The 21,746-nt window shown below is 64.6% G+C and carries 24 protein-coding genes; 22 read left to right on the top strand and 2 right to left on the bottom strand.

The features are described from left to right. Positions 1 to 54: 54 nt before the first annotated feature. The 18 genes from ispE (at position 55) to AC27E8_RS11275 (ending at position 15,049) form a co-directional block, all read left to right on the top strand. On the top strand, positions 55 to 933 hold the full coding sequence (gene ispE, locus AC27E8_RS11190; protein ID WP_487097153.1) for a 4-(cytidine 5'-diphospho)-2-C-methyl-D-erythritol kinase: 879 nt from the start codon (positions 55 to 57) through the stop codon (positions 931 to 933). An 11-nt stretch (positions 934 to 944) separates the two neighbouring features. Then, the gene (gene purR / locus AC27E8_RS11195; RefSeq protein WP_487097154.1) at positions 945 to 1,772 is read left to right on the top strand and encodes a pur operon repressor; all 828 of its coding nucleotides are present in this window, start codon (positions 945 to 947) and stop codon (positions 1,770 to 1,772) included. Between the two features lie 13 nt (positions 1,773 to 1,785). Next, positions 1,786 to 2,163, top strand: a complete 378-nt coding sequence (locus AC27E8_RS11200; protein ID WP_487097155.1) for a RidA family protein — start codon at positions 1,786 to 1,788, stop codon at positions 2,161 to 2,163. A gap of 138 nt (positions 2,164 to 2,301) precedes the next feature. Further along, complete coding sequence (gene spoVG / locus AC27E8_RS11205; RefSeq protein ID WP_012809622.1) at positions 2,302 to 2,601, top strand: septation regulator SpoVG; 300 nt, start codon at positions 2,302 to 2,304, stop codon at positions 2,599 to 2,601. Positions 2,602 to 2,747: 146 nt separating this feature from the next. Further along, positions 2,748 to 4,160 (top strand): bifunctional UDP-N-acetylglucosamine diphosphorylase/glucosamine-1-phosphate N-acetyltransferase GlmU, encoded by a 1,413-nt coding sequence (gene glmU, locus AC27E8_RS11210; protein WP_487097156.1) that lies wholly within the window; start codon positions 2,748 to 2,750, stop codon positions 4,158 to 4,160. After that, positions 4,150 to 5,094 carry a ribose-phosphate diphosphokinase gene (locus AC27E8_RS11215; RefSeq protein WP_008340731.1) on the top strand — a complete coding sequence of 315 codons (945 nt, stop codon included), beginning with the start codon at positions 4,150 to 4,152 and terminating at the stop codon, positions 5,092 to 5,094. The genes glmU and AC27E8_RS11215 overlap by 11 nt, the downstream gene beginning before the upstream one ends. A 13-nt stretch (positions 5,095 to 5,107) precedes the next feature. Next, positions 5,108 to 5,683, top strand: coding sequence for an aminoacyl-tRNA hydrolase (gene pth, locus AC27E8_RS11220; protein ID WP_487097158.1), 576 nt, complete (start codon positions 5,108 to 5,110; stop codon positions 5,681 to 5,683). A 93-nt stretch (positions 5,684 to 5,776) separates the two neighbouring features. Next, on the top strand, positions 5,777 to 6,016 hold the full coding sequence (locus AC27E8_RS11225; protein WP_014463134.1) for an anti-sigma-F factor Fin: 240 nt from the start codon (positions 5,777 to 5,779) through the stop codon (positions 6,014 to 6,016). 35 nt (positions 6,017 to 6,051) lie between these two features. After that, on the top strand, positions 6,052 to 9,603 hold the full coding sequence (gene mfd, locus AC27E8_RS11230; protein WP_487097160.1) for a transcription-repair coupling factor: 3,552 nt from the start codon (positions 6,052 to 6,054) through the stop codon (positions 9,601 to 9,603). 116 nt (positions 9,604 to 9,719) lie between these two features. Next, entirely contained in the window at positions 9,720 to 10,262 is a 543-nt protein-coding gene (gene spoVT / locus AC27E8_RS11235; protein WP_008340726.1) for a stage V sporulation protein T, read from the top strand. A gap of 319 nt (positions 10,263 to 10,581) precedes the next feature. Then, positions 10,582 to 12,063, top strand: coding sequence for a bifunctional methyltransferase/pyrophosphohydrolase YabN (gene yabN / locus AC27E8_RS11240; protein WP_487097161.1), 1,482 nt, complete (start codon positions 10,582 to 10,584; stop codon positions 12,061 to 12,063). 64 nt (positions 12,064 to 12,127) lie between these two features. Beyond that, positions 12,128 to 12,400: an HU family DNA-binding protein gene (locus tag AC27E8_RS11245; protein WP_014463137.1), complete on the top strand. Its 273-nt coding sequence runs from the start codon at positions 12,128 to 12,130 to the stop codon at positions 12,398 to 12,400. A gap of 3 nt (positions 12,401 to 12,403) precedes the next feature. Next, entirely contained in the window at positions 12,404 to 12,706 is a 303-nt protein-coding gene (locus tag AC27E8_RS11250; RefSeq protein WP_014463138.1) for an RNA-binding S4 domain-containing protein, read from the top strand. Between the two features lie 170 nt (positions 12,707 to 12,876). Beyond that, a complete protein-coding gene (locus AC27E8_RS11255) occupies positions 12,877 to 13,137 on the top strand; it encodes a YabP/YqfC family sporulation protein (RefSeq protein WP_487097164.1) in 261 nt (86 codons plus the stop codon). After that, positions 13,134 to 13,730 carry a spore cortex biosynthesis protein YabQ gene (gene yabQ, locus AC27E8_RS11260; protein WP_487097166.1) on the top strand — a complete coding sequence of 199 codons (597 nt, stop codon included), beginning with the start codon at positions 13,134 to 13,136 and terminating at the stop codon, positions 13,728 to 13,730. The genes AC27E8_RS11255 and yabQ overlap by 4 nt, the downstream gene beginning before the upstream one ends. Positions 13,731 to 13,790: 60 nt before the next feature. Further along, entirely contained in the window at positions 13,791 to 14,138 is a 348-nt protein-coding gene (locus AC27E8_RS11265) for an FtsB family cell division protein (RefSeq protein ID WP_041694856.1), read from the top strand. Positions 14,139 to 14,285: 147 nt separating this feature from the next. After that, on the top strand, positions 14,286 to 14,687 hold the full coding sequence (locus tag AC27E8_RS11270; RefSeq protein WP_487097168.1) for a S1 domain-containing RNA-binding protein: 402 nt from the start codon (positions 14,286 to 14,288) through the stop codon (positions 14,685 to 14,687). Positions 14,688 to 14,848: 161 nt separating this feature from the next. Beyond that, positions 14,849 to 15,049, top strand: coding sequence for a hypothetical protein (locus AC27E8_RS11275; protein ID WP_487097170.1), 201 nt, complete (start codon positions 14,849 to 14,851; stop codon positions 15,047 to 15,049). Positions 15,050 to 15,127: 78 nt separating this feature from the next. On the opposite strand, the gene cmpA is transcribed toward AC27E8_RS11275, so the two are convergent. Together cmpA and AC27E8_RS11285 are read right to left on the bottom strand one after the other, a co-directional pair. Further along, a complete protein-coding gene (gene cmpA, locus AC27E8_RS11280) occupies positions 15,128 to 15,250 on the bottom strand; it encodes a cortex morphogenetic protein CmpA (RefSeq protein WP_012809634.1) in 123 nt (40 codons plus the stop codon). Between the two features lie 144 nt (positions 15,251 to 15,394). Next, positions 15,395 to 15,850 (bottom strand): ComE operon protein 2, encoded by a 456-nt coding sequence (locus AC27E8_RS11285; protein ID WP_067850158.1) that lies wholly within the window; start codon positions 15,848 to 15,850, stop codon positions 15,395 to 15,397. A gap of 138 nt (positions 15,851 to 15,988) precedes the next feature. Here AC27E8_RS11285 and spoIIE point away from each other — a divergent pair, with 138 nt between their 5' ends. The 4 genes from spoIIE to tilS all read left to right on the top strand — a co-directional run bounded on the left by spoIIE (position 15,989) and on the right by tilS (position 21,718). After that, positions 15,989 to 18,454, top strand: a complete 2,466-nt coding sequence (gene spoIIE, locus AC27E8_RS11290; protein WP_487097172.1) for a stage II sporulation protein E — start codon at positions 15,989 to 15,991, stop codon at positions 18,452 to 18,454. Between the two features lie 96 nt (positions 18,455 to 18,550). Continuing rightward, positions 18,551 to 19,270 carry a VWA domain-containing protein gene (locus AC27E8_RS11295; RefSeq protein ID WP_487097174.1) on the top strand — a complete coding sequence of 240 codons (720 nt, stop codon included), beginning with the start codon at positions 18,551 to 18,553 and terminating at the stop codon, positions 19,268 to 19,270. After that, positions 19,267 to 20,172: a protein kinase domain-containing protein gene (locus tag AC27E8_RS11300; RefSeq protein WP_487097175.1), complete on the top strand. Its 906-nt coding sequence runs from the start codon at positions 19,267 to 19,269 to the stop codon at positions 20,170 to 20,172. Before AC27E8_RS11295 ends, AC27E8_RS11300 begins: the two co-directional genes overlap by 4 nt. A 118-nt stretch (positions 20,173 to 20,290) precedes the next feature. Next, positions 20,291 to 21,718 carry a tRNA lysidine(34) synthetase TilS gene (tilS, locus tag AC27E8_RS11305; RefSeq protein WP_487097177.1) on the top strand — a complete coding sequence of 476 codons (1,428 nt, stop codon included), beginning with the start codon at positions 20,291 to 20,293 and terminating at the stop codon, positions 21,716 to 21,718. Positions 21,719 to 21,746: the final 28 nt, after the last annotated feature.

Genomic DNA, 21,746 nt, shown 5'->3' on the forward strand with positions numbered 1-21,746 from the left:
TCTTGACATTGTCTTGCCGCCTCGGCATGCTAATCCTAGTCGAGGTGGGGCGCTTTGTTGTTGCAACGCGCGTACGCGAAGATCAACCTGACCCTGGATGTCCTTGGGCGCCGCGACGACGGCTATCACGAGGTCGACATGGTCATGCAGACGGTGGACCTGTCGGATGTCGTCTGGCTTGAGGCTCGAGACGACGGCGACATCACCATGGAGAGCACATCGTCCTCGGTGCCTATGGACGAGCGGAACCTGTGCGTGCAGGCAGCGCGGGCATTCAAGCGCCGCACGGGTTTTCCGGGCGGCGTGCACATTCAGCTCGAAAAACACATTCCTGTCGCCGCGGGGCTCGCCGGCGGGTCGAGCGACGCCGCGGCTGTTTTGCGCGGGCTGAATCAGTTATCAGGCGCGGGGCTCACCCTGGACGAACTCGCGGACATCGGCGCGGAAGTGGGATCCGACGTCCCCTACTGCGTCTATGGCGGGCTCGCCATCGCGCGCGGGCGGGGCGAACGCGTGACGCGCTATCCGCACGTCCCGGCCATGTATGCGGTGCTGTTGCACCCGCGCCTCTTCGTCTCAACTGCGGACGTCTACCGCGGCCTTGAGCCTTCCGATTTCACCTCCTCCCCGCGCAGCGAGGAGATGGTGCGCTGCCTCGCGGAAGGGGACCACGAGCGGGTGGTTGCGCTCGTCCACAACGCCCTGGAGCGCGTCACCCTGAGCCTGTATCCGGAGCTACGGGCGCTCAAGGAGCGGGTGACCTCCATCGCGCAGCGGCCTGTGCACATGTCAGGGTCGGGGCCCACGTTGTTCGTGCTGACCCCCGTGCATACGCACGCGCAGCGGCTGTACAACGCGCTCCGCGGCATCATGAAAGACGTGTACGTGTGCCGGTTTGTGGGCGGCTACGCCCAAGCACACGCGCGCAGCTGAGGAGGCGGGCCATGCAGCGGCATGAACGGCTCATCCGGCTGACCCGCCGGCTCGTCGAGCGCCCCATGGCGCCCATCGGCATCTCGGCGCTGGCCGAGGCGTGGGGCGTGGCCAAGTCCACGCTGAGCGAGGACGTGCAGCTCGTCCGCGAAGTGCTCGCCGATGACGGCGCCGGCCGGGTGGAGACGCTCGTCGGGGCCCAAGGCGGCGTGCGCTTTGTGCCCCAGGTGGATCGGGAGCGCGCCGAAGCCTTTCTGTGGGACGTCGCGCGCCGGCTCGCCTCGCCGGATCGCGTCATCGCCGGTGAGTTCCTGTACGCGTCGGATGTGTTGGGCGATCCGGACGTGATCGACACGGCGGGCGCCATGGTGGCGAGCCGATTCGCCCACGCGGGCGTCGAGGTGGTGGTGACCGTCGAGACGAAGGGCATCCCGCTCGCCGCGAGCGCCGCGAGGTACTTGCACGCGCCGCTCGCCATCGTCCGGCGCGAGCAGCGCGTGACGGAGGGCGCCTCGCTCACGACGCACTATGTGTCCGGTTCGGCGAAGCGCATTCAGACCATGTCCTTGAGCACCCGGCTGGTCCCGCGGGGTGCGCGGGCGCTCATTGTGGACGACTTCATGCGCGCGGGCGCCACGGCCCGGGCGGTGGCCGAGCTCATCGGCGAGTTTGGCGGTGAGGTCTGCGGCACGGCGGTCTTTATGGCCACGTCGCAGCCCGCGCAGAAGATGGTCGCGGATTACGTGGCGCTCATCGAGGTAGGCCCTGTGCGCGAGAGCGGTTTTGAGGTTCGCCCCAATCTCGGCGCGCTGGCTTGGCGCGCTACCCATGTCGATTGAGGAGGTCTTGTCCATGCAGATCATTCACACGGATCAGGCGCCGAAGGCCATCGGCCCGTATTCGCAAGCGGTCCAGGTGGACCGATTCGTCTACACCTCCGGCCAAATTCCGCTCACGCCTGACGGCGAGATGGTCCAGGGCGGCGTGAAGGAGCAGGTGGAGCAGGTGTTCCGCAACCTCGACGCGGTGCTCACGGCGGCGGGCGCGCGGCGCGATCAGGTCGTAAAGGCCACCATCTTCATGACGGATCTCGCCGAATTCCAGGTGGTCAACGAGGCGTGCGAGGCGTTTTTCGGCAGCCATAAACCCGCTCGCTCGACGGTGCAGGTGGCGGCGCTTCCGCGCGGCGCCAAGGTCGAGATCGAGCTCGTCGCCTATCTGGGTGAATGAGCGCCAAGCGGAAAACAGAGAACGAGGTCGAATTTTTGAAAAAATGATGACGATCTGTGCAGGAGTTTGCCGCCCGGATGTTGAATTGGTCGTGCAAGACAGATGTGACCAATTCGCGACATCAGGGTGGTGAAGAGGGTGCAGATCACCGATGTAAGGCTTCGCCGAGTGGCGAGTGAAGGCCGCATGAAGGCGATCGCGTCCATTACCATCGACAGCGAGTTCGTCGTCCACGACATCCGCGTGATCGATGGCAACAACGGCATGTTTGTCGCGATGCCGAGCAAGAAAACGCCGGACGGCGAGTTTCGGGACATCGCGCATCCCATTTCGTCGTCCACGCGCCAGAAGATCCAGGAGGCCGTCCTCGCCGCGTACTACCGCGCGCAGGAGGCGGACGCCGAGAACTCGCAGCCGCTTCGCGACTCGGCCATGTGAAGCTTGTGTGAAAAGTCCCTGGCGAAAGTCAGGGCTTTTTTGTGATCGCGGGCCTGCCAAATTGAAATGCACCCCCCCATCGGGTACACTTTGTGGCGACAAGATTTGTGGGAGCGCACACATGGCGCGCTCGGAGGAGATATTGCATGGCGCAAACCGCTGTCGTGCTGGCCGCGGGGCACGGCACACGCATGAAGTCACAGACACACAAGGTGTTGCACCCCGTATGCGGGAAGCCGATGATTCACCACCTTTTGGACAGCCTTCGCGAGGCGCGGATGGACCAGGTCGTGGTGGTGGTGGGACAGCATCGGGAACAGGTGGAGGCGGCCATTCGCGGCCGCGCCGAAATCGCGGTCCAGGAGAAGCAGCTCGGTACCGCAGACGCCGTGCGAGCGGCGCTGCCGCTCGTGCCTTCCGATACAGAGACGGTCGTCGTGCTCTACGGTGACGCACCGCTCATTCGGCCGGAGACCATCTTGCACTTGATGCGGCTGCGCGAGGAGACCCGCGCAGCCTGCGTCGTGCTTGCGGCGGAAGTGACGAATCCGAAGGGGCTGGGCCGCGTCTTTTTGAATGATCGCGGCGAAGTGGAGCGCATCGTCGAGGAGAAAGACGCGACGCCGGAAGAGCGCGCGCACCGGCTCATTAACACGGGCATCTACGCGTTTCGCCGGGATGCCCTGGAAGAGGCCCTTCGCGAGGTCAAGAACGACAACGCGCAGGGGGAATATTACCTGACGGACACGGCGCTCATCCTGTCCCGCCGCGGGGAGCGCGTCATCGCGCACATCGCGGAGGACGAGGACGAAATTGCGAGCGTGAACAACCGCGCCGAGCTGGCGCGCGTGGAGGCCATCTGCAGGCAGCGCATTCTCGCGCGCTGGATGATGGAGGGGGTCACGGTGGTGGACCCCAACACGACGTACATCGAGGCGGATGTGGAGCTCGCGCCGGACGTGACTCTGCTCCCCGGCACCATGCTCGCAGGCCGCACGCGGATATCGACGGGGGCGGTCATCGGGCCGCACACGCGGCTGGTGGACACGGTCGTGCGGGAAGGGGCCCGCGTTCAGTACACGGTGGCGGTCGAGGCCGTCATCGGCGAAGAGGCCGAGGTGGGGCCGTTCGCCTACCTGCGGCCGGGGGCGGAGATTGGACGGCGTGTGAAGATTGGCGATTTCGTCGAGGTGAAAAACAGCCGCATCGGCGATGACACCAAGGTGAGTCACCTGGCGTACGTGGGAGACGCGGAGATTGGCCGCAACGTCAACGTCGGGTGCGGGGCCATCACCGTGAACTACGATGGCGAGCGGAAACATCGAACGGTCATCGGCGACGACAGCTTCATTGGTTCAAATGTGAACCTCATCGCGCCAGTGACCATCGGCAAGGGCGCGTACGTCGTCGCGGGCACGACGGTGACGGACGACGTCGGCGACGACGGCTTCGCCATTGGCCGTGTGCCCCAGACCACCAAGCCGAACTACGTCCGGGCGTGGAAGGCGCGCAGGCAGAATCGGAATCCGGAGAAGGGCGGGAACCATTGTGGCCATTGACGCCGACTTGAAGCTCGTCACGGGAAATGCCAATCCGGCATTGGCGCAGGAAATTGCCGACTACATCGGAGTCCCGCTGGCGGACTGCCAAGTCGGGCGGTTTTCGGACGGCGAGGTCCGCATCCGCCTGGGCGAGAGCGTGCGAGGCGCAAACGTCTTCATCATTCAACCCACGAGCCAGCCGGTCAACGAGCATCTCATGGAGCTCCTCATCCTGATGGATGCGGTGAAGCGCGCCTCGGCGCGCACCATCAACGTCGTGATCCCGTACTATGGATATGCGCGTCAGGATCGCAAAGCCCGCGCGCGCGATCCCATCACGGCGAAGCTCGTCGCCAATCTGCTGCAGACGGCGGGCGCGAGCCGCGTCATTTCGATGGATCTGCACGCCGGCCAGATCCAGGGCTTCTTCGACATTCCGGTGGATCACCTCATCGGGATGCCCATCCTGGCGGATTACTTTCTGGACAAGCAAATTGAAAACCCCGTGGTGGTGTCGCCCGACATGGGCGGTGTCACCAGGGCGCGCGCGTTTGCGGAGCGCCTGGGCGCCCCGCTCGCCATCATCGACAAGCGGCGGCCGGACGCGAACGTGGCGCAGGTGATGAACATCATCGGTGACATCGAGGGCAAGACGGCCATCCTGATTGACGACATGATTGACACGGCGGGGACCATCACCGCGGGCGCGGCGGAGCTTTTGAAACGGGGCGCGCGTGGGGTGTACGCGTGCTGCATTCATCCCGTGCTCTCGGGACAGGGCGTGGAGCGCCTGCAGAACTCCGCCATCGAAGAGGTGGTCGTCACCAACACCATTGCGCTGCCCGAGCACAAGCGGATCGACAAAATCAAGGTGCTGTCGGTGGCGGAGCTCATCGCGGAGGCCATCATCCGCGTGCACACGCAGCGCTCCGTGAGCCAGCTGTTCGACTGAGGAGAGACGGACCTTGAAAGTCATCGTGGGACTCGGAAATCCGGGGCGCGAGTATGAGCGCACCCGGCACAACGCCGGGTTCATGGCCATCGACACCTTGGCGGAGAAACTCGCGGCGCGCGTGGACCAGGCCGACTTCCACGCGCTCATCGGCGACGCGCGCTACGCGGGCGAAAAGGTTCTGTTGGTGAAGCCGCACACGTATATGAACGTAAGCGGCCTTTGCGTAGGCGAGATTGTCCGCTACTATCGGATCGATCCGGCCGAAGACCTGATGGTCCTCTACGACGACATGGACTTTCCCCCGGGCGTCGTTCGGCTGAAGGCGCAGGGGTCCGCAGGAGGCCACAACGGGATCAAGTCCATCATCGATTCGCTTGGCACGGAGAAGTTTGGGCGCGTCCGCATCGGCATCGGCCGGCCGCCGAAAGGAGCGCCGATTGTGCCGTACGTCCTGGGAGCGTTTTCGCGAGAGGAAGAGCCGCACATCCGCAGGGCGCTGGAAACGGCCGCAGAAGCGGCGCTGTACGCCGTCGAGCGCGGATTCGCCAACGCCATGACTCGCTACAACGCGGCGGCCAAGGCTTGAGCCGCCGCGAGCGGCGGAGGTATGGGAAGCGCATCGCGTCTCCATACTAAGGGGAGACCTGTCTGACAAACGTCTGACAAAGGGGCGATCCCGATGCGCTTCGAATACGTCTGCCGCTATTGCAGACAGAAAATTGGGGCGGTGGACGCGTCGCACTGGTCGCTGAGCGACGCGATGGAGCGGCTCGGCCTCCACCATCTCGAACCGGATCACCAGTGGGACGTCATCCGCCCTCGCGACAACCAGTTTGAGATTCAAACCGTCTGCGACGCCTGCGAGCAGGCCGTCGCGATGCATCCCGAACTGCTCTTGGAAGGAAGTATCATACAATAAATCCAGGTACATGCGTGTGCTGGGAGGGGGAAAAGGTGAAGGGTCTCGTCGAACTCATGGCCGCGGACGGGGCGCTTTCGTCATTGGCGGACGGGATGGGGCCGCGCAGAAACGACATGCTCATCACAGGCGTGACCGGGGCCGGACGGCAGCTCGTGATGGCGGCCTTGTACCATCTCCGCAATCGCCGTCTCCCAGAGTCGATGATTGTGGTGACGCATACGGCCAGTCACGCGCAGACCATCTGGGAGGACTTGAAGGAGTACCTGCCGGACGCGCGCGTCTATCTGTATCCCGAGCGAGACAACGCGCTCGTGGATTACCTGGCGTCGTCCTCGGATGTTCTGGCGGAACGGCTGCACGTCCTTGAGGCCCTCGCGCAGGAGGGCCCTGTCGTCGTGGTCACCACGCTTCTCGCGGCCTGGCAGCCGGTGACGAAAAAGCATCACTTTCTACACTCGCTGGTGAACCTCGCGGTAGGGGAGACCAAGCCCATCGACGACGTGGTGGCTCAGCTCGTGCGCGGCGGCTACGAGCGCGTCAGCCTCGTGGAGAGCCGCGGCCAGTTCAGCGTGCGCGGCGGCATCCTCGACGTCTTCCCGCTGGGCCACGACCTCCCATATCGCATCGAGTGGTTTGACACGGACATTGACTCCATTCGCACGTTCGATCCCGCCACGCAGCGATCCCAGGACAAGCGGGATCGCGTGTCGTTTGGCCCGGCGTTCGACCTGATGCTCCCGCAGCCCGTCGCGGACAAGGTGGCGGATGAGCTCGAGGCGCGGCTCGAAGCCAGGCTGAAGACGGTGACGGATGCGGCGCTCCGGGATCGGCTGGAGCAGTCCATCTCGGCGGACATCCGCAAGTTGCGAGAGGGGCAGCCGTTTGCGGGCGTGGCTCGCTACCAGCTTCTGTTCCCGGATCACGCGGACACGCTGTTCGATCACGTCCCTCAGCCTGCATTTGTCTGCTTCGACGAGACGGCTCGGATCCTGGAGCGCGCGGAAGTGCTTGAGAAAGAGTTTCGCGAGTGGCTCTCAGGCGCCATCATGCGGGGCGAGGTGCTCTCGGGGACGGTCGACGCCATTCACTACGAGGCGAAGTTTCAGGAATTGAATCGGCCGAAGGTGCACTTTGCGACGTTCGCCCATACCCGCGGCAGTCAGCGGTATCAGCAGGTGCTCAACATCTCGGCGCGCAGCATGCAGAATTTCCACGGGCAGATGAACGTGTTGAAGCAAGAGCTCGCCCGCTGGGAGAAGGCGCACACGCAGGTGGTGTTTGCGGCTGCGACCAAGGAGCGGGCGGATCACCTGGCGCGCGTCCTGGACGACTATCGCATCCAGGCGGACCAGGTAGAGGTCTTTACGCCGGGATCGAAGGTGCCGCAAATTGTCGTCGCCAACCTGTCGAGCGGGTTCGAGTTGCCGATGCACCGGATCGCCGTGATCGTCGAGACCGAGGTGTTCACGGCAAAGCGCAAGCATCGCCAGACGCGCGCGCAGGTCTCGGATGCGGAGCGGATCAAGAGCTACCAGGAGTTGAACGTCGGCGACTACGTGGTGCACGTGAATCACGGCATTGGCCGATACATGGGCATCAAGACGCTCGAGGTGGATGGCCGCCGCAGCGACTACCTGTACCTGAGCTACGCGGGCGGGGACAGCCTGTACGTGCCGGTGGACCAGATTGACCAGATTCAACGGTACATCGGCTCGGGCGAGAAGGAGCCGAAGCTGCACAGCCTCGGATCGAGCGAATGGCAGAAGACGAAGAACCGCGTCAAGAAGTCGGTGCGCGACATCGCGGGGGATCTCCTGAAGCTTTACGCGAAGCGCGAGGCGACGCCCGGGCACGCGTTCTCGCCCGACACGCCCTGGCAGGCGGACTTCGAGAACATGTTCCCGTACGAGGAGACGCCGGATCAGCTTCGCGCCATCGCGGAGATCAAGCGGGACATGGAGAAGCCGCGCCCGATGGATCGGCTCTTGTGCGGCGACGTGGGCTACGGCAAGACGGAGGTCGCCATGCGCGCGGCGTTCAAGGCGGTGATGGACGGGAAACAAGTCGCGGTGCTGGTGCCGACGACGGTCCTCGCGCAGCAGCACTACGAGACGTTCAAGGAGCGGTTCGCCGGCTTCCCAGTGAAAATTGAGATGCTGAGCCGCTTCCGGACGCGCAAGGAGACGCAGGAGGTGTTGAAGGGCCTCAAGGAAGGGACCATCGACATCGTCATCGGCACCCACCGGCTTTTGCAGAACTCGGTGCAGTTCAAGGATCTTGGTCTTCTCATTGTGGACGAGGAACAGCGCTTCGGCGTGACGCACAAGGAAAAGCTGAAGCAACTGCGCGCGAACGTGGACTGTCTGACGCTCACCGCGACGCCCATCCCGCGTACGCTCCACATGTCCATGCTCGGCGTGCGCGATCTGTCCATCATCGAGACGCCGCCTGAGAACCGGTTCCCGGTGCAGACGTACGTCGTGGAGTACAACGAGGGCCTTGTCAAGGAAGCCATCGAGCGCGAACTCGCCCGCGGCGGACAGGTGTACTTCGTGTACAACGACGTCCAGACCATCCACCGCATGGCGGAACGCGTGCAGTCGCTCGTGCCCGATGCGCGCGTGGGCGTGGCGCACGGTCAGATGGCCGAGGCAGAGCTCGAGCGCGTGATGCTCGACTTTCTCGAAGGCGAGTACGACGTGCTCGTCACCACCACCATCATCGAGACGGGACTCGATATTCCGAACGTGAACACCTTGATTGTCTACGACGCCGACAAGTTCGGTCTGTCCCAGCTCTACCAGCTGCGGGGCCGCGTCGGCCGATCCAACCGGATTGCGTACGCATATTTCACCTATCAACCGGCCAAGGTGCTGTCGGAGGTCGCGGAAAAGCGCCTGGCGGCCATCAAGGAGTTCACCGAACTGGGCAGCGGCTTCAAGATCGCCATGCGCGACCTGTCCATCCGCGGCGCGGGCAACCTGCTCGGGGCCGAGCAACACGGATTCATCAACTCGGTCGGCTTCGACATGTACACGGAACTTTTGCAGCAGGCCATCCGCGAGCTGCGCGGCGAGCAGCTGGAGAAGCCCGTCGAACCGACCATCGACGTGCCTGTCGAAGCGTACATTCCAGACACCTATATCTCGGATCCGTCGCAGAAGGTGGCCATGTACAAGCGGTTCCGTGCGATTCAGGCGGTGTCCGAGGCGGACGATCTCGAGGACGAGCTCATCGATCGCTACGGCGATCCGCCGCAGGAGGTGCGCAATCTGCTCGACGTGACGAGGCTCAAGAGCCTCGCGATGCAGGCGCACGCGGATCACATCGCGACGCAGGGGGCCGAGACGACCGTGCGGTTCCCGAACGAAAAGCAGGCGGCCGTCGATTATCCGAAGCTCCTGTCCATGGCGGTCAAGCACAAGGCGCAGGTCACCTCGCGGCCGAACGGCATGATCTTTGTGGCGTTCCGCACGAAGGGCCTGGCAGGGGACGAGATCGTCCGCAGGCTCATCGCCTTCTTGGCCGATTACCTGGAGATGGTGCGGCAGTCCAAAAAGCAGGAAGAGGTGGCGGGCGTCTGACTCCCGCCGCGCCTGGCCCTCATGGCTTGGCTGGTGCATAGAGGATCTGGGCGAGTCGCATAATACAGTCACGTCGGATTCCGTTGCACCAAACTTCATGAGGGTGAGGGATCTTTTTGAAAGCCACAGGCATCGTGCGGAGAATTGATGATCTCGGTCGGGTGGTCATTCCGAAGGAAATTCGACGGACGTTGCGCATTCGCGAAGGCGATCCCTTAGAGATATTCGTGGACCGCGATGGCGAAGTCATCCTGAAGAAGTATTCGCCCATCGGTGAGCTCGGGGACTTTGCCAAGGAGTACGCGGATTCGCTCGCCGAAAACACGGGGCACATCGCGATGATTGCGGACCGGGACGTGATCATCGCCGTGTCGGGGGCGCCGAAGAAGGAGTTTTTGGACAAGCCCGTGAGCGAAGACATCGAGCAGGCGATGGAGGAGCGCAAGACCGTTCATAACTCGACGGCGGGGGAGTACGCCATCGTGCGAGACCGCCCGGAGCGATTCGGCGCGCGCGTCATCGCGCCCATCATCGCCGCGGGCGATCCAATTGGCGCGGTCATCCTCGCCACCCGCGACGAGAGCGTGCGGATGGGGGAGACCGAGGTCAAGTTGGCGGAAACCGCCGCCGGTTTTTTGGGTAAGCAGATGGAACAATGAACAAGCGTCATCCATAATGTACCATATATGCATGGGGTGTGCAAGTGCGATTCGGACGGATGAGCGCCAACGGCGCATGTCGAAACCGACGGCCGATCGCCATCGGGCCTCCCGCACTGGGGAAACAGGAGCCAGCGGGAGGCCGTTTTGTGTTCGCGATCCCTGTGCAGTATCATGTGGACGATGCGTAGGGAGACGAATGGGACGGAGACGGCGCGCTGAGCCTCAAGTTCAGCATGCGAAAAAGGACCGGTCTCCACCTGGAGGACCTCGAACGCCGAGGGTTGCACGGAAGCCAGTCCATGGAGGGGTAGGCGCATTGAGCACGGTGCACATTGTCGGATTGGGCCCTGGAGATCCGGACAGCATCCCGATTGGATCGTACGAGATCATGCGGCGCGGCTGGCCCGTCGTGCTTCGCACGCGCGAGCATCCCGCCGTAAAGCGGCTCGACGAAGCGGGCGTCACCTACCAGACGTGCGATGACCTCTACGAGACGTGCGACACGTTTGACGCCGTCTACGATGCGATTGTCGCGCGCCTGCTCCACCTCGCCGAAGGCCATCCGCATGTCGTCTACGCGGTTCCGGGCCACCCTCTCGTGGCCGAGCGCGCGGTCCAAATCCTGTTGGCGCAGCCTCACCCGGGTGTGGAGGTGGAGGTAGGCCCAGGTCAGAGTTTTCTCGATCTCGCCGCGGCGAGGCTCGGGATCGATCCGGTGGAGGGGCTCCTGTTGCTCGACGGCCTTGCGCTTCGGCATGACCAACTCAACCCGCGCCTGCACACCTTCATCGCCCAGGTGTATGATCGCGCCGTGGCGAGCGAGGTGAAACTCACCTTGATGGAGCTCTACCCGGACGAGTACGAGGTCGTGGTCGTGCGCGCGGCCGGCGTTCGCGGAGAAGAACGGATGGAGCGCGTGCCACTGTACGAGATCGACCGTCTTGCGTGGATCGACCACCTCACGACCCTGTATGTGCCACCAGCCAAGGACGCGGCCGTGTTGTACCGGGATCTGCACGAGGCCCCGCGCATTGTCGAGGTCCTGCGCGGGCCAAACGGCTGCCCGTGGGATCGGAAGCAGACGCACGCGTCGCTGCGCAAGTACGTCGTCGAGGAGGCGTACGAGGTGGCGGAGGCCATCGACGAGGGCGATGCCGATCACCTCGCGGAGGAGTTGGGAGATCTCCTGCTGCAGATTCTCCTCCACGCGCGCATCGCGGAGGAAGCGGGCGAGTTCACGCTCCGCGACGTGTTCGCGGGGCTCGCGGCGAAGCTGGTCCGCCGCCACCCGCACGTGTTTGGGGACGAGGTGGCGAAGACGGCGGACGACGTCCGCGGCATTTGGGAGCAGGTAAAACAGGATGAGCGTAGAAATGAAGAGCGTGAAGAGAGCGCCTTGTCAGGCGTGAAGCTCGCCGGGCCAGCGCTCGCCGTGGCGCAGGCGGTCCAGAAGGCGGCGGCCAAAGTCGGGTTCGACTGGTCGGACGAGGCCGACGTATGGCAGAAGGTCAAAGAGGAAATGAATGAACTTGACATCGAGCGACGTCGGGAGCCGCGGGATGCCGCCAAGCTCACTGCGGAAGCCGGGGATGTGCTGTTTGCCGTCGTCAACCTCTGCCGGTTTCTCGATCTCGACGCAGAGACTGTCCTGGCCCAGGCGACGCGCCGATTTGTCCGCCGATTCCGGTACGTGGAGGAACGGCTGCGCTCAAATGGGGAATCATGGGAAACTGCGTCGCCAGAAGCCCTTGACGCGTACTGGAACGAGGCAAAAATCGCATTTTCACAGTCGAACTAGCAGGATTCCCGGCGAGAAGAACGAATAACATTCCCGACATTCCCACGAAAGGGGTATCGCACGCGTGAACAAGATGGAACTCATCAACCGTGTCGCGGAAGAGACGGGATTGAAGAAGAAGGACGCCGAGGCCGCTGTGAACAAAGTGTTCGAGGTCATCGAGAAGGCCCTCGCCAACGGCGAGAAGGTGCAGATCATCGGCTTCGGCACGTTTGAGACGCGTTCTCGCGCTGCGCGCTCGGGCCGCAACCCGCAGACGGGCGAGGTCATCGAGATCCCGGCTTCCACGGTGCCTGCGTTCAAACCGGGCAACAAGCTCAAGGAAGTCACGCGCTGAACCTTGCGACTCGATAAGTTTCTCAAGGTGTCCCGCTTGATCAAACGGCGCACCCTGGCCAAGAAGATCTGCGATGCCGGGCGCGTGTTGGTGAACGGCCGCCCCGGCAAAGCGGCGACGGATGTGGCCGTGGGGGACGAGATTGTCATCCAATACGGCAACAAGACCGTGACGGTCGTCGTCCGGCGCCTCGCGGAGAATCCGCGGCGGGACGAGGCGGCTTCTCTTTACGACATGGTCCGCGTGGAACCTCGCGCGGGCGACGTCGACGAAGCGTTTGTCGACGATGAAGAGGAAACTCCATAAGCCCGGTTCGGGACCGGCCCGTGACGGCCGGTCTTTTGCTATGGGCGAGGGCGCGGCTTGCACTTGTTCGGGCCGGCGTTCGGCGCCCAGACGGGGTGGTGCGCTCCCTCGGTCTACATGTCCACCCTCCGTCATACACTCGGAGCGACAGGGTGGTTGGAGGTGTCGGCATGGATCCGGCCGAGGGACACGATGTGCACATCTTCGGCAGGCGGGAGATCGAGGTGACCGGGGTCGAGCGCCTCGAGCGGTTCGATGCGGAGGCCTTCGTCATCGCGACGCGCGCGGGCGAGCTAAGCGTCGAGGGGAAATCGCTCGCCATTAAGGCGTTCGATCGGCAGACGGGGATCATTCGCATTGAGGGCGAGATTGGCGCGCTCATTTACGGAGATCATCGCCGAGCGCCGCGGTGGGGGCGGCTTCGGCCATGAACGCGGGGCAGAACGTGGCTTATGTGCTGTGGATGCTCGCTTCGGGAGCGGCCATGGGCGCGGTGTTCGACTGGTACAACACCATCTCGGGCGGTTTCCGCTGGCTGCGGCGCCTGCGGCCGGTGTGCGATCTCGCCTTTTGGCTGTCGGCGGCCGTGGGCGTGTATCTGCTCACGTTTCGGACCATTGGCGGCGAATTTCGCATCTGGACGCTCGTGCTGCTCGTGGTGGGCTACGGCCTGTATCGCCTGACCCTCAGGCGGCGCGTCGTCCGCGGGGCGTTCGCCGTTGTGGCCGTCATCCGCTTCATCGTGCGAATGGTGCGCCGCACGTTGGAGATCTTCGTGGTCTGGCCACTCCGGATGGCGGCTCGGCTGGTGGTGGCCGTCGCGACGGCCTTGTACCGAGTGGGGCTGATGGTGGAGAACGCTGCGTGCCGCATCGTCGCCATCGCCTTCGCCGTCGTCACGTTCCCGGTTCGCCGCTACGTTCGCCGAGACGCCGGATGGCGAAAAAAACTAGCCGCCTGGCAAGAGGATTTCTGGCAGTGCGCGTCGAATTGGTTGATCCAAAGCCGCGGATCGGCTCGCTGACGCGCCTTCGCCGGTATGTCGGCGTGCCAGGCGGTAAATCTCACAGAGGAGCGTTTCGCCATGCGAGCAGTCGAGTCGCGCCCGTTGCCAAGCGTCAGGCGAGAGCCTCAGCGGCAGCGCCGGAACTTCCCCGTGCGCATCCGTTACGTGGCTGCGCTGGCCATTTGCGCGTGGGCGTTCTTTTACTTCTGGCATGCGGAACGTCCCCAATTGCGCCAGCTCGCGGCGGAGAACGCCAAACTGGAGAAGCAGCTGACCTCGCTCCAGGCCGAGCAGCGCTCGTTGCAGACGGAGAAGCAACAATTGAACAATCCGGCGTACATTGAAAAGTACGCGACGGAGCATCAGAATCTCGTGATGCCCAACACGGTGCCGTTCGATTTGCAGTCGCCGTCCAAGTCCCACTGACGTCGCGGACGTACGTGAGTCGAAAGGGCGCAAGGCGGATATCCTACGGATGAGCGGAGGTGGCCGCCGGGGCTTCACGCCGTTTGTCAGGCAAGCCGTTCATCGGATTCTTTTGGTTCAATCGGACAGGGAGGAACAAGCAACTTTATGGCCATTGAGGTCGGGAGCAAAGTGACGGGCAAAGTGACGGGAATCACGCGATTTGGCGCGTTTGTCACGTTGCCCGAAGGCGAGACGGGTTTGGTGCACATCTCCGAGATCTCGGACGACTATGTCCGCGACGTCAACGATTACCTGAAGGTCAACGACGAGGTCACCGTCAAGGTGCTGAGCGTCAGCGGAGATGGGAAAATCGCCCTGTCCATTCGCCAGGCCAACGAATCGTCTGGCCGCGCGCATCGCGGAGGATCGCGAGGGGGTCAGCGCCAGGACCGGCGCCAGGGATTCGAACAGATCATGAATCGATTTCTCAAAGACAGCGAAGAGCGCCTTGCGCAGCTCCGGCGGAGCGAGGCCAAGCGCGGCGGCCGCGGCGGTCGTCGCGGCTGACGTCGAGCCGCGGTGGCACCTGCTTTCAGCGCGGCGCACTTCGCGAGAAAATCGTGAAAAAAGCACCGGGTTCTCGAAGGGCCCGGTGTTTTCGCGTCATAAAATGTGTCGCTTTCCCTCGCATTCCTGCCGCGCGCCAAGCGCCTGAGAGGAGAAGTTTCGTGCAGGCCGATACCTACTACCTCGAATACGAGCTTCACGACGGCACGCGCGTCTTTCTCGCCTTCGACAACGAGAACGATCGCGACGGCTGCCACATCTCGCTCGATATGTACAAGGCCCAGCTCGGCCCCATCACAGAGGAGGTGCTGGACCGCATTCTGGGCAAATTCCATGGGCGGATCGCCGGCTTTCCGGGCTAAGGTGCGCTTCGGATCTGGCGCCGCGCCTAGGCGCACGGGGCGCGGCGGAAGGCCAGCTCAACCGTTTGGACGGCCCGCTCACGGCTCCGCTTTCGCGTCCGATTGCCGATATCGGTAATACGCTTCATTCAGCATCACGATGGCCTTGCGATCGCGATTGAGGAACGCTCTCCTGAGTTGACTCCGAAGCCATTCCGGCATTCCACATCACCTCGCTCGTCGCCAGTTGTTTGTAGTGTACGCGGCGGGGACAGAAATGGCGCCCAGCAATCTCGCGCTTTGAAGGCTCGCCTTCGGCTCGAAGCGCGCGAGGGCGACCGACCTCACGCCGCGCCTGGCACCGCCCTATACCAGAAGATCCAACCGGCTTCGCACCTGTTCGACAACCACCCCCGCCTTCGACAGCAGTTCCATCGCGTACGGGTCCGGCCGATACTCGAACTCGTAAAATACGCGCCGGATCCCGGCCTGAATGAGGCTCTTTGTGCACGTCAGGCAGGGCGTGTGCGTGACATACAGATCCGCGCCTTCCGCCGCAATGCCAAAGCGCGCGCACTGCAGCAGCGCGTTCTGCTCCGCGTGAATCGCCCGCACACAGTGGCCGTCCACCACCTTGCAGCCCACGTCCACGCAGTGCTCGTCCCCGTGGATGCTGCCGTTGTATCCGCTGGCGATGATCCGCTTGTCCCGCACCAACACGCACCCCACCTGCAGCCTCGTGCAGGTGGATCTCGCCGCCATCACCCGCGCCTGCGACGCAAAGAAGCTGTGCCAGTCCATCCGCTCTCGCTTCATCTCCATGTCGATCACGCCCTCCCCGTGCCGAACGATGTCCAGAATTCTCGAAAACTTTCCCGCTGCCGCAGACGCCGTTTGACAAAATCTGCAGTTCTACCTGCCCTATAATGGCCATACACATGGATGAAAGGGGACGGATGTATGGTCGGAAAGCGAACACGGAGCGGGCCGAAACCTCATCTTGCTGAGCCGAATCGGGCGGCGCGCTCCAAACCTGCTTCTCGCTGGACCCTTCGGGCGTGGCGCCGCGCCCTGCTCATCGGCGCGCTCGCGTTCCTCCTCGGTCGCGCCTCCATCGATCACGCCGTGGCGCCGTTTGCCCTCGCCTATTACGCCGTCGTCATGGCGCTGGCGGGCGAGCGCCGCGCGTGGCCCGCATACGCCGGCATCCTCGGCGCGTTCACCGAGGGCATCGACAGAGGACTGGAACTCGCCGCGGCCATCGTGCTGTACAAACTCGTGCACCGGATCATCTTCCGCCGCAAGACGGCGGACATCATCTGGGCGCCTATTCTCGCCGGCGCCGTGGGCTTCGCCGTTCACCTCGCCACGTTCGGGACAAGCCTCACGTTCGCCGAGGCGCTGCTCGCCTTCAGCCAGGGCGCCCTGGTCACCATCTTAGCGCTCATCTTCCTGCAGTGCATTCACCTCTTCCTCGGGCAGGAGCTCACGCGCACGCTGCGCTACGAGCAGGTGATGAGCGTCGTCATCCTCATCGCCTCCGTCATCATGGGCTTCGACGGGCTCGTCATCCACGGCGTTCCGCTCGCGCTCTTGGCCATCGACTGGATGGTGCTCGTGCTCTCTGCTACCGGGATTGGGCCCGCCGTGGCCGGCGCCGTCGCCATCAGCATGCTGTCGCTCTTGAGCCACCAGGCGTCGCTCATGGAGGTGGGGGTGCTCGGCTTCATCGCGCTCATCTGCGGCCTGATGCGCGACGCCAACCGGTTTGCCGTGGCCGCCACGTTCGTGGCCGGCGTCGGCGTGCTCACGCTCGCCTACGCGCACGCCTATGCGCCCCTCCTCGTGCAGATGTCCGCCGCCGGCGCCGCGTCGGTGCTGTACCTCCTGACGCCCCGGAGTCTCTTTGCCGAGCTTCGCTCCTTCGTGCCCGGGACGCCTGAACATTCCGCCGACGAGCGCACGCGCGCCGAGCGGGTGCACGCGCTCATGACCGAGAAAATCCACGAGGTTAGCCAGATCTTCGAGGAGCTCGCCGACACCTTCTCCGACGTGAGCGGCAACGACTACCTCTTGATGCGCGATCTCGTCACGCAGACCATCCAGAAGACCCGCGACAGCGTCTGCTCGCTCTGCCCGCGCCAGACCCTCTGCTGGGGGCGCGAGATGCTCCAGACCTACAACGCCATGAAGCACACACTCGCGCAGATTGAGTCCGCGAACGGACGCCGCGCCGCGCCCACGCCGGAACTCAGGGATCGCTGCATTCGCCTCGATCCCATGATGAGCACGCTGCGCTACAACCTCGATCTCACGCACCGGGACTACAAGTGGCTGAAAAAGATGATGGAAGAGCGAAAGCTCGTGGCGCATCAGCTGGCGGGGGTGGCGGATGTCGTCCGGGCCATCGCGAAGGAGCTCGAGATGGAGCAGAAGACGCTCCTGTCGGATCGCGAGAAGATTGTGAGCGCGCTTGAGGAACTCGGGCTCTACGTGGACGACGTCCGCATCGTAAGCCTCGAGCCGGGCCGCGTGGAAATTGAGGTGGTGCAGCCGTCCGAGAGCGCGCACGAGACGTCCGCGCGCATGATTGCGCCCCTTCTGTCGGGCATCCTCGGCGAACACATCACGGTCGCCAAGCTCTCCGTGCCGCCGCACGGCGGTCCCTGCACGGCAACCTTCGCCTCGGCGCGCCAGTATCAGGTGCATGCCGCGGCCATGGCCATCGCGAAGGACGGCCGCCCCGTCTCGGGCGACACGCATACCGCGGTCGATCTCGGCAACGGCCGCTATGCCCTCGCCATCTCGGACGGCATGGGCAATGGCGAGCGCGCGAAGCAGGAGTCGAAGTCGGCCATCGACCTCCTGAAGCGGCTCATGAAGGCCGGATTCGACGAAAAGCTCGCCGTGCGGACCATCAACTCCGCGCTCGTGCTGCGCTCGCGCGAGGAAATGTTCACCACGCTCGACATGGCCGTGATCGACCTGTTCCACGCCAAGTGCGAGTTTCTGAAGGTTGGCTCCGCGCCGAGCTACATCAAGCGAGGGCAGGAGGTCATCAAGGTCACCGGCAACAGCGTACCCATCGGCATCCTCGAGGAGATTGAGGTGCAGACCATCGAAGTCCAGCTCCTGCCGGGCGACGTGCTCATCCTCGTCTCGGACGGCATCTACGACGCGGCACCGGAAGGCGCGGACACGGACGACTGGGTGCAGACGGCGCTCGCCCAGATCCGCTCGACAGATCCGCAGACCCTCGTGGACGAGCTCGTGGAGATGGCCGTCGAGGCTTCGCACGGCAAGGTGCGCGACGACATGACCGCGGTGGCGGCCGTGATCGAGCGGTATCAGGAGCAGTGGGCGGCCATCCGGCTGCCGAACGTGCCGAGTCTCCGGTCCGCTGAGCGCAAGCGCCGCATGGCTTGAGCGCAGCCTGCAACGGATTCTATCAAGCTTTTGGGAATGAAACGGTTCCACCTCGGCGATACTGGCGACTAGCAAGTTTCGCGGAGGTGGATTGTTTTGACTAGGGAAGCGACCATCCGGCAGATCCTCGTCATCACCGACGGCTGTTCCAACATCGGGCCCGATCCCGTCGAAGCCGCGCGCAGGGCGCACCGGCACGGCATCGTCGTCAACGTCATCGGCATCGTGGGGCGCGGCGACGCGGGCGAGCAGGGCTATCAAGAGGCGCACTCCATCGCGGACGCGGGCGGGGGCATGTGCCGCATCGTGCAGCCTGCGGACATCTCGGCCACCGCGCAGATGATGACGCATCAGACCATGCAGATGACGCTTCAGCAGGTGGTCAACCAGGAACTCCTCGCCGTCATGGGCAAGTCGACGGAGGATTTGCCGCCCGCCGATCGCGCCCGCGTCATGCAGGTGGTGGAAAAGCTCGAGGACGAGGTGGCGCTGCATCTCGTCGTCTGCCTCGACACGAGCGCGAGCATGCGCGACAAGATCCCGACCGTGCGCGAGGCGGTGCGCGATCTCGCCCTGTCGCTCAAAGTGCGGTCTGGCCCCCTGGCGGTGAGCGTCATCGCGTTCCCCGGCAAGGGCGAGGAGGCGACGCGGCTCGTGCAGCCGTTCTCTTCCGAGGTGAACGTCGCGGCGCTCGAGGCGGAGCTCGTGGCGCGCGGCGGCACGCCGACCGGCCCCGCCATCGATCACGCCGCCGATCTTCTCCTCTCCTACGCGCGCAACGTGGACGAGGACGCGCCGCGGCGTGAGTTCGGATGACCCATTCCCGCCCGCTCGCGCCCGGCACGTGGGTGGTGGGCAAGTGGACCCATCGGCGCTGGCGGATCCGCGGCGTGCTCGGCACGGGCGCGAACGGGGTGGTCTACGCGGTGGAGCGGGACGACGGGCTCAAAGGCGCCATGAAGGTGTGCGAGACAGCGGGCCAGGTGGCGTTCGAGTGGTCGCTCTTGAACCTCGTGCGAGGGCCGGGATCGCCGTTTCCCGCGCCGCAGCAGATCGACGACTCCAATCGCGCCGGCGCCCGCTTCTTCTACGTCATGGAGCGCATTTCCGGCAAGCCGCTCGACAAGGTCTGGCCGGCGCTTGCGCCCGCCATGCGCAAGCAGGTCATGATCCGCATCGTCGAAGGGCTCGCCAAGCTGCACGCCACCGGCCACGCGTTCTGCGACGTCAAGCCGCAGAACGTGCTTGTCCAGGAGGCCAGTGGTGAGGTGCGCTTCGTCGATCCCGGCGGGGTGACGCCGTTTGGCAAAGCCGTCCGCCAGTTCACGCCGACAACCGACGGCGCCTTCTTCGGGCTATGCGACAGGCGCGCGAGCGCGGCGTACGACGTCATCGCCTTGGCGCTCATGGCCGTATCGCTCGAGGTGCCGTCGCCCGCGAACTTGTACCATCTGCCGCCGGAGAAGCGGAGGGAATGGCTCCTGCGCGCGGTGGCGGATCAGGTGGACGGCGCGTGGCGACCCGTGTGGCATCGCGTGCTGCGCCGGGAGATCCGGGACGCCGAGGCGCTTCGCGCCGCCATCGCGGAGGTGCGCGTGAAGGAGAAAGTGAAACAAGGGGGCGGGCACGACTGGACGGCCGCGTTCATGTGGGCGAGCATCGCGAGCGCCGTGCTCACCACGGCCTGCGCCTGGGCACTCTATCTCCGGATCTTCTGACCCCTTGCACGGCTTCGACCGGCGGCTTCGCTTTGCTACAATGAAGGCAGACAGGGCACGCCCGCGCGCCGGACGAGGCGCTCCGGGCGGCCGACATCGGAAACGGCGGGAACATCCTTTGGAACGAGCGCGCCATCTTCTCACGCACGTGATTTCCTTCTTCCAACAGCATCGGCTCGAGACCGCCCACGCGGTGTTAGGCGTATCCGGCGGCGTGGACTCGATGGTGCTCCTGCACCTGTGTCAGCGCGCCGCAGAGGAGGCGCCGTGCGCCCTGGGCGGTTTTTCCGTGGTCCACGTGCACCACGGTCTGCGCGAAGCGGCGGATGCCGACGCCGCCTTCGTCGAGCGATATTGCCGAGATCGCGGCATTGCGTGCGAAATGGTCCGCGTGACGGTCGAGGATGCGCGCGGAGAAGGGGTGGAGGCGGCGGCTCGGCGCGCGCGGTATGAGGCGCTCGCCGAATGCGCGCGGGCGAAAGGCGGTGTCATCCTCGTGGCGCATCACGCGCAGGACGAGCTGGAGACTTTCGTCATGCGCCTGTTGCGCGGCGCGGGCCCGGGGGGGCTTGGCGCCATGCGCCCGGAGGCGGAGATGAACGGCGTGCGGGTGCTGAGGCCGCTCCTCGCGGTGGAGAAGCGCGAGATTGAGCGGTACGCGGCTCTGCATGGGGTGCCGCACGTGGAGGATGAGACGAACGAAGACCCCCGGTTTTTTCGCAACCGCGTCCGTCAGGTGGTGATCCCGGCGCTCCGCGCCGTCGAACCGCGCGCGGAAGAGAAGGTTCTGCAGGCGCTCGAGCTCTTGTGGGCGGAGGACGCGTTCATGCGCGAGATGGCGCGCGAGGCTGTGCGGCGCGTTGCGGTGCGCAGCGCCGACGGCCAAATCGCCTTTTCTGCCAGCCGCCTTGGCGAACTTCACGTTTCTTTACAACGCAGGGTGATTCACATACTATTGAATTGTTTCTCCGCGCGCGAGTGGACGTTGGCTCACGTCGAGGCGGTTCGCCGCCTGGCCCTCTCGGGGCCCCCGTCGGGCGAAGTCCATCTCGCGGTGGATGTGCGGTGCGTCAGATCCTACGATAACCTGTACATAGGTCACCTGCCCATCGCTCGTCCCGCGGTGGAGGCCAAGGTAGCGTGGGATCTCCTTGCGGCGGCGGAGGTCCGCCTCGGGGAAGGCGAGGCGTGCTGGCGGTTTCGGCGGCTGCGCGTGGCGCATCCGGCGTCCGCCCGCATGCCGTCGCCCTGGTGGCTCCTGTTGCCTGCCGACGTGTCCCGCGCCGAGATCGTCACCGGGGTGCCGACGAGGGAGCGGGTGCCGCTCTTCGGCGGGCACGGAACCAAGAAACTGCAGGACGTCTTCACGGACGCCAAGCTGCCGCGGGAGTGGCGTGCGCGCTGGCCGCTCCTTCGGGTGGACGGCGACATCGTCTGGATCCCCGGCATTATGCGATCCGGCGCGCACCTTTGGCGCGGCGGACCCGCGTTCGTCATTCGGGCGCGACCGCCTGCGGCGTGCCTGCGCGCGCTTGGCGAGCGGTAGAGGCAGTGGGTGAACATTTCACAGCGGA

The sequence above is a fragment of the Alicyclobacillus sp. CIJ1 genome (assembly GCF_057538885.1).

What these genes read in the sequence shown, in the direction of transcription:
- AC27E8_RS11255 (WP_487097164.1), top strand. Translation starts at nt 12,877, where the DNA reads ATGGATCCGGCCGAGGGACACGATGTGCACATCTTCGGCAGGCGGGAG.
- AC27E8_RS11285 (WP_067850158.1), bottom strand. Translation starts at nt 15,850, where the DNA reads ATGGAGATGAAGCGAGAGCGGATGGACTGGCACAGCTTCTTTGCGTCG.
- yabQ (WP_487097166.1), top strand. Translation starts at nt 13,134, where the DNA reads ATGAACGCGGGGCAGAACGTGGCTTATGTGCTGTGGATGCTCGCTTCG.
- glmU (WP_487097156.1), top strand. Translation starts at nt 2,748, where the DNA reads ATGGCGCAAACCGCTGTCGTGCTGGCCGCGGGGCACGGCACACGCATG.
- AC27E8_RS11270 (WP_487097168.1), top strand. Translation starts at nt 14,286, where the DNA reads ATGGCCATTGAGGTCGGGAGCAAAGTGACGGGCAAAGTGACGGGAATC.
- cmpA (WP_012809634.1), bottom strand. Translation starts at nt 15,250, where the DNA reads ATGCCGGAATGGCTTCGGAGTCAACTCAGGAGAGCGTTCCTCAATCGC.
- AC27E8_RS11300 (WP_487097175.1), top strand. Translation starts at nt 19,267, where the DNA reads ATGACCCATTCCCGCCCGCTCGCGCCCGGCACGTGGGTGGTGGGCAAG.
- purR (WP_487097154.1), top strand. Translation starts at nt 945, where the DNA reads ATGCAGCGGCATGAACGGCTCATCCGGCTGACCCGCCGGCTCGTCGAG.
- AC27E8_RS11265 (WP_041694856.1), top strand. Translation starts at nt 13,791, where the DNA reads ATGCGAGCAGTCGAGTCGCGCCCGTTGCCAAGCGTCAGGCGAGAGCCT.
- AC27E8_RS11225 (WP_014463134.1), top strand. Translation starts at nt 5,777, where the DNA reads ATGCGCTTCGAATACGTCTGCCGCTATTGCAGACAGAAAATTGGGGCG.
- spoIIE (WP_487097172.1), top strand. Translation starts at nt 15,989, where the DNA reads ATGGTCGGAAAGCGAACACGGAGCGGGCCGAAACCTCATCTTGCTGAG.
- AC27E8_RS11200 (WP_487097155.1), top strand. Translation starts at nt 1,786, where the DNA reads ATGCAGATCATTCACACGGATCAGGCGCCGAAGGCCATCGGCCCGTAT.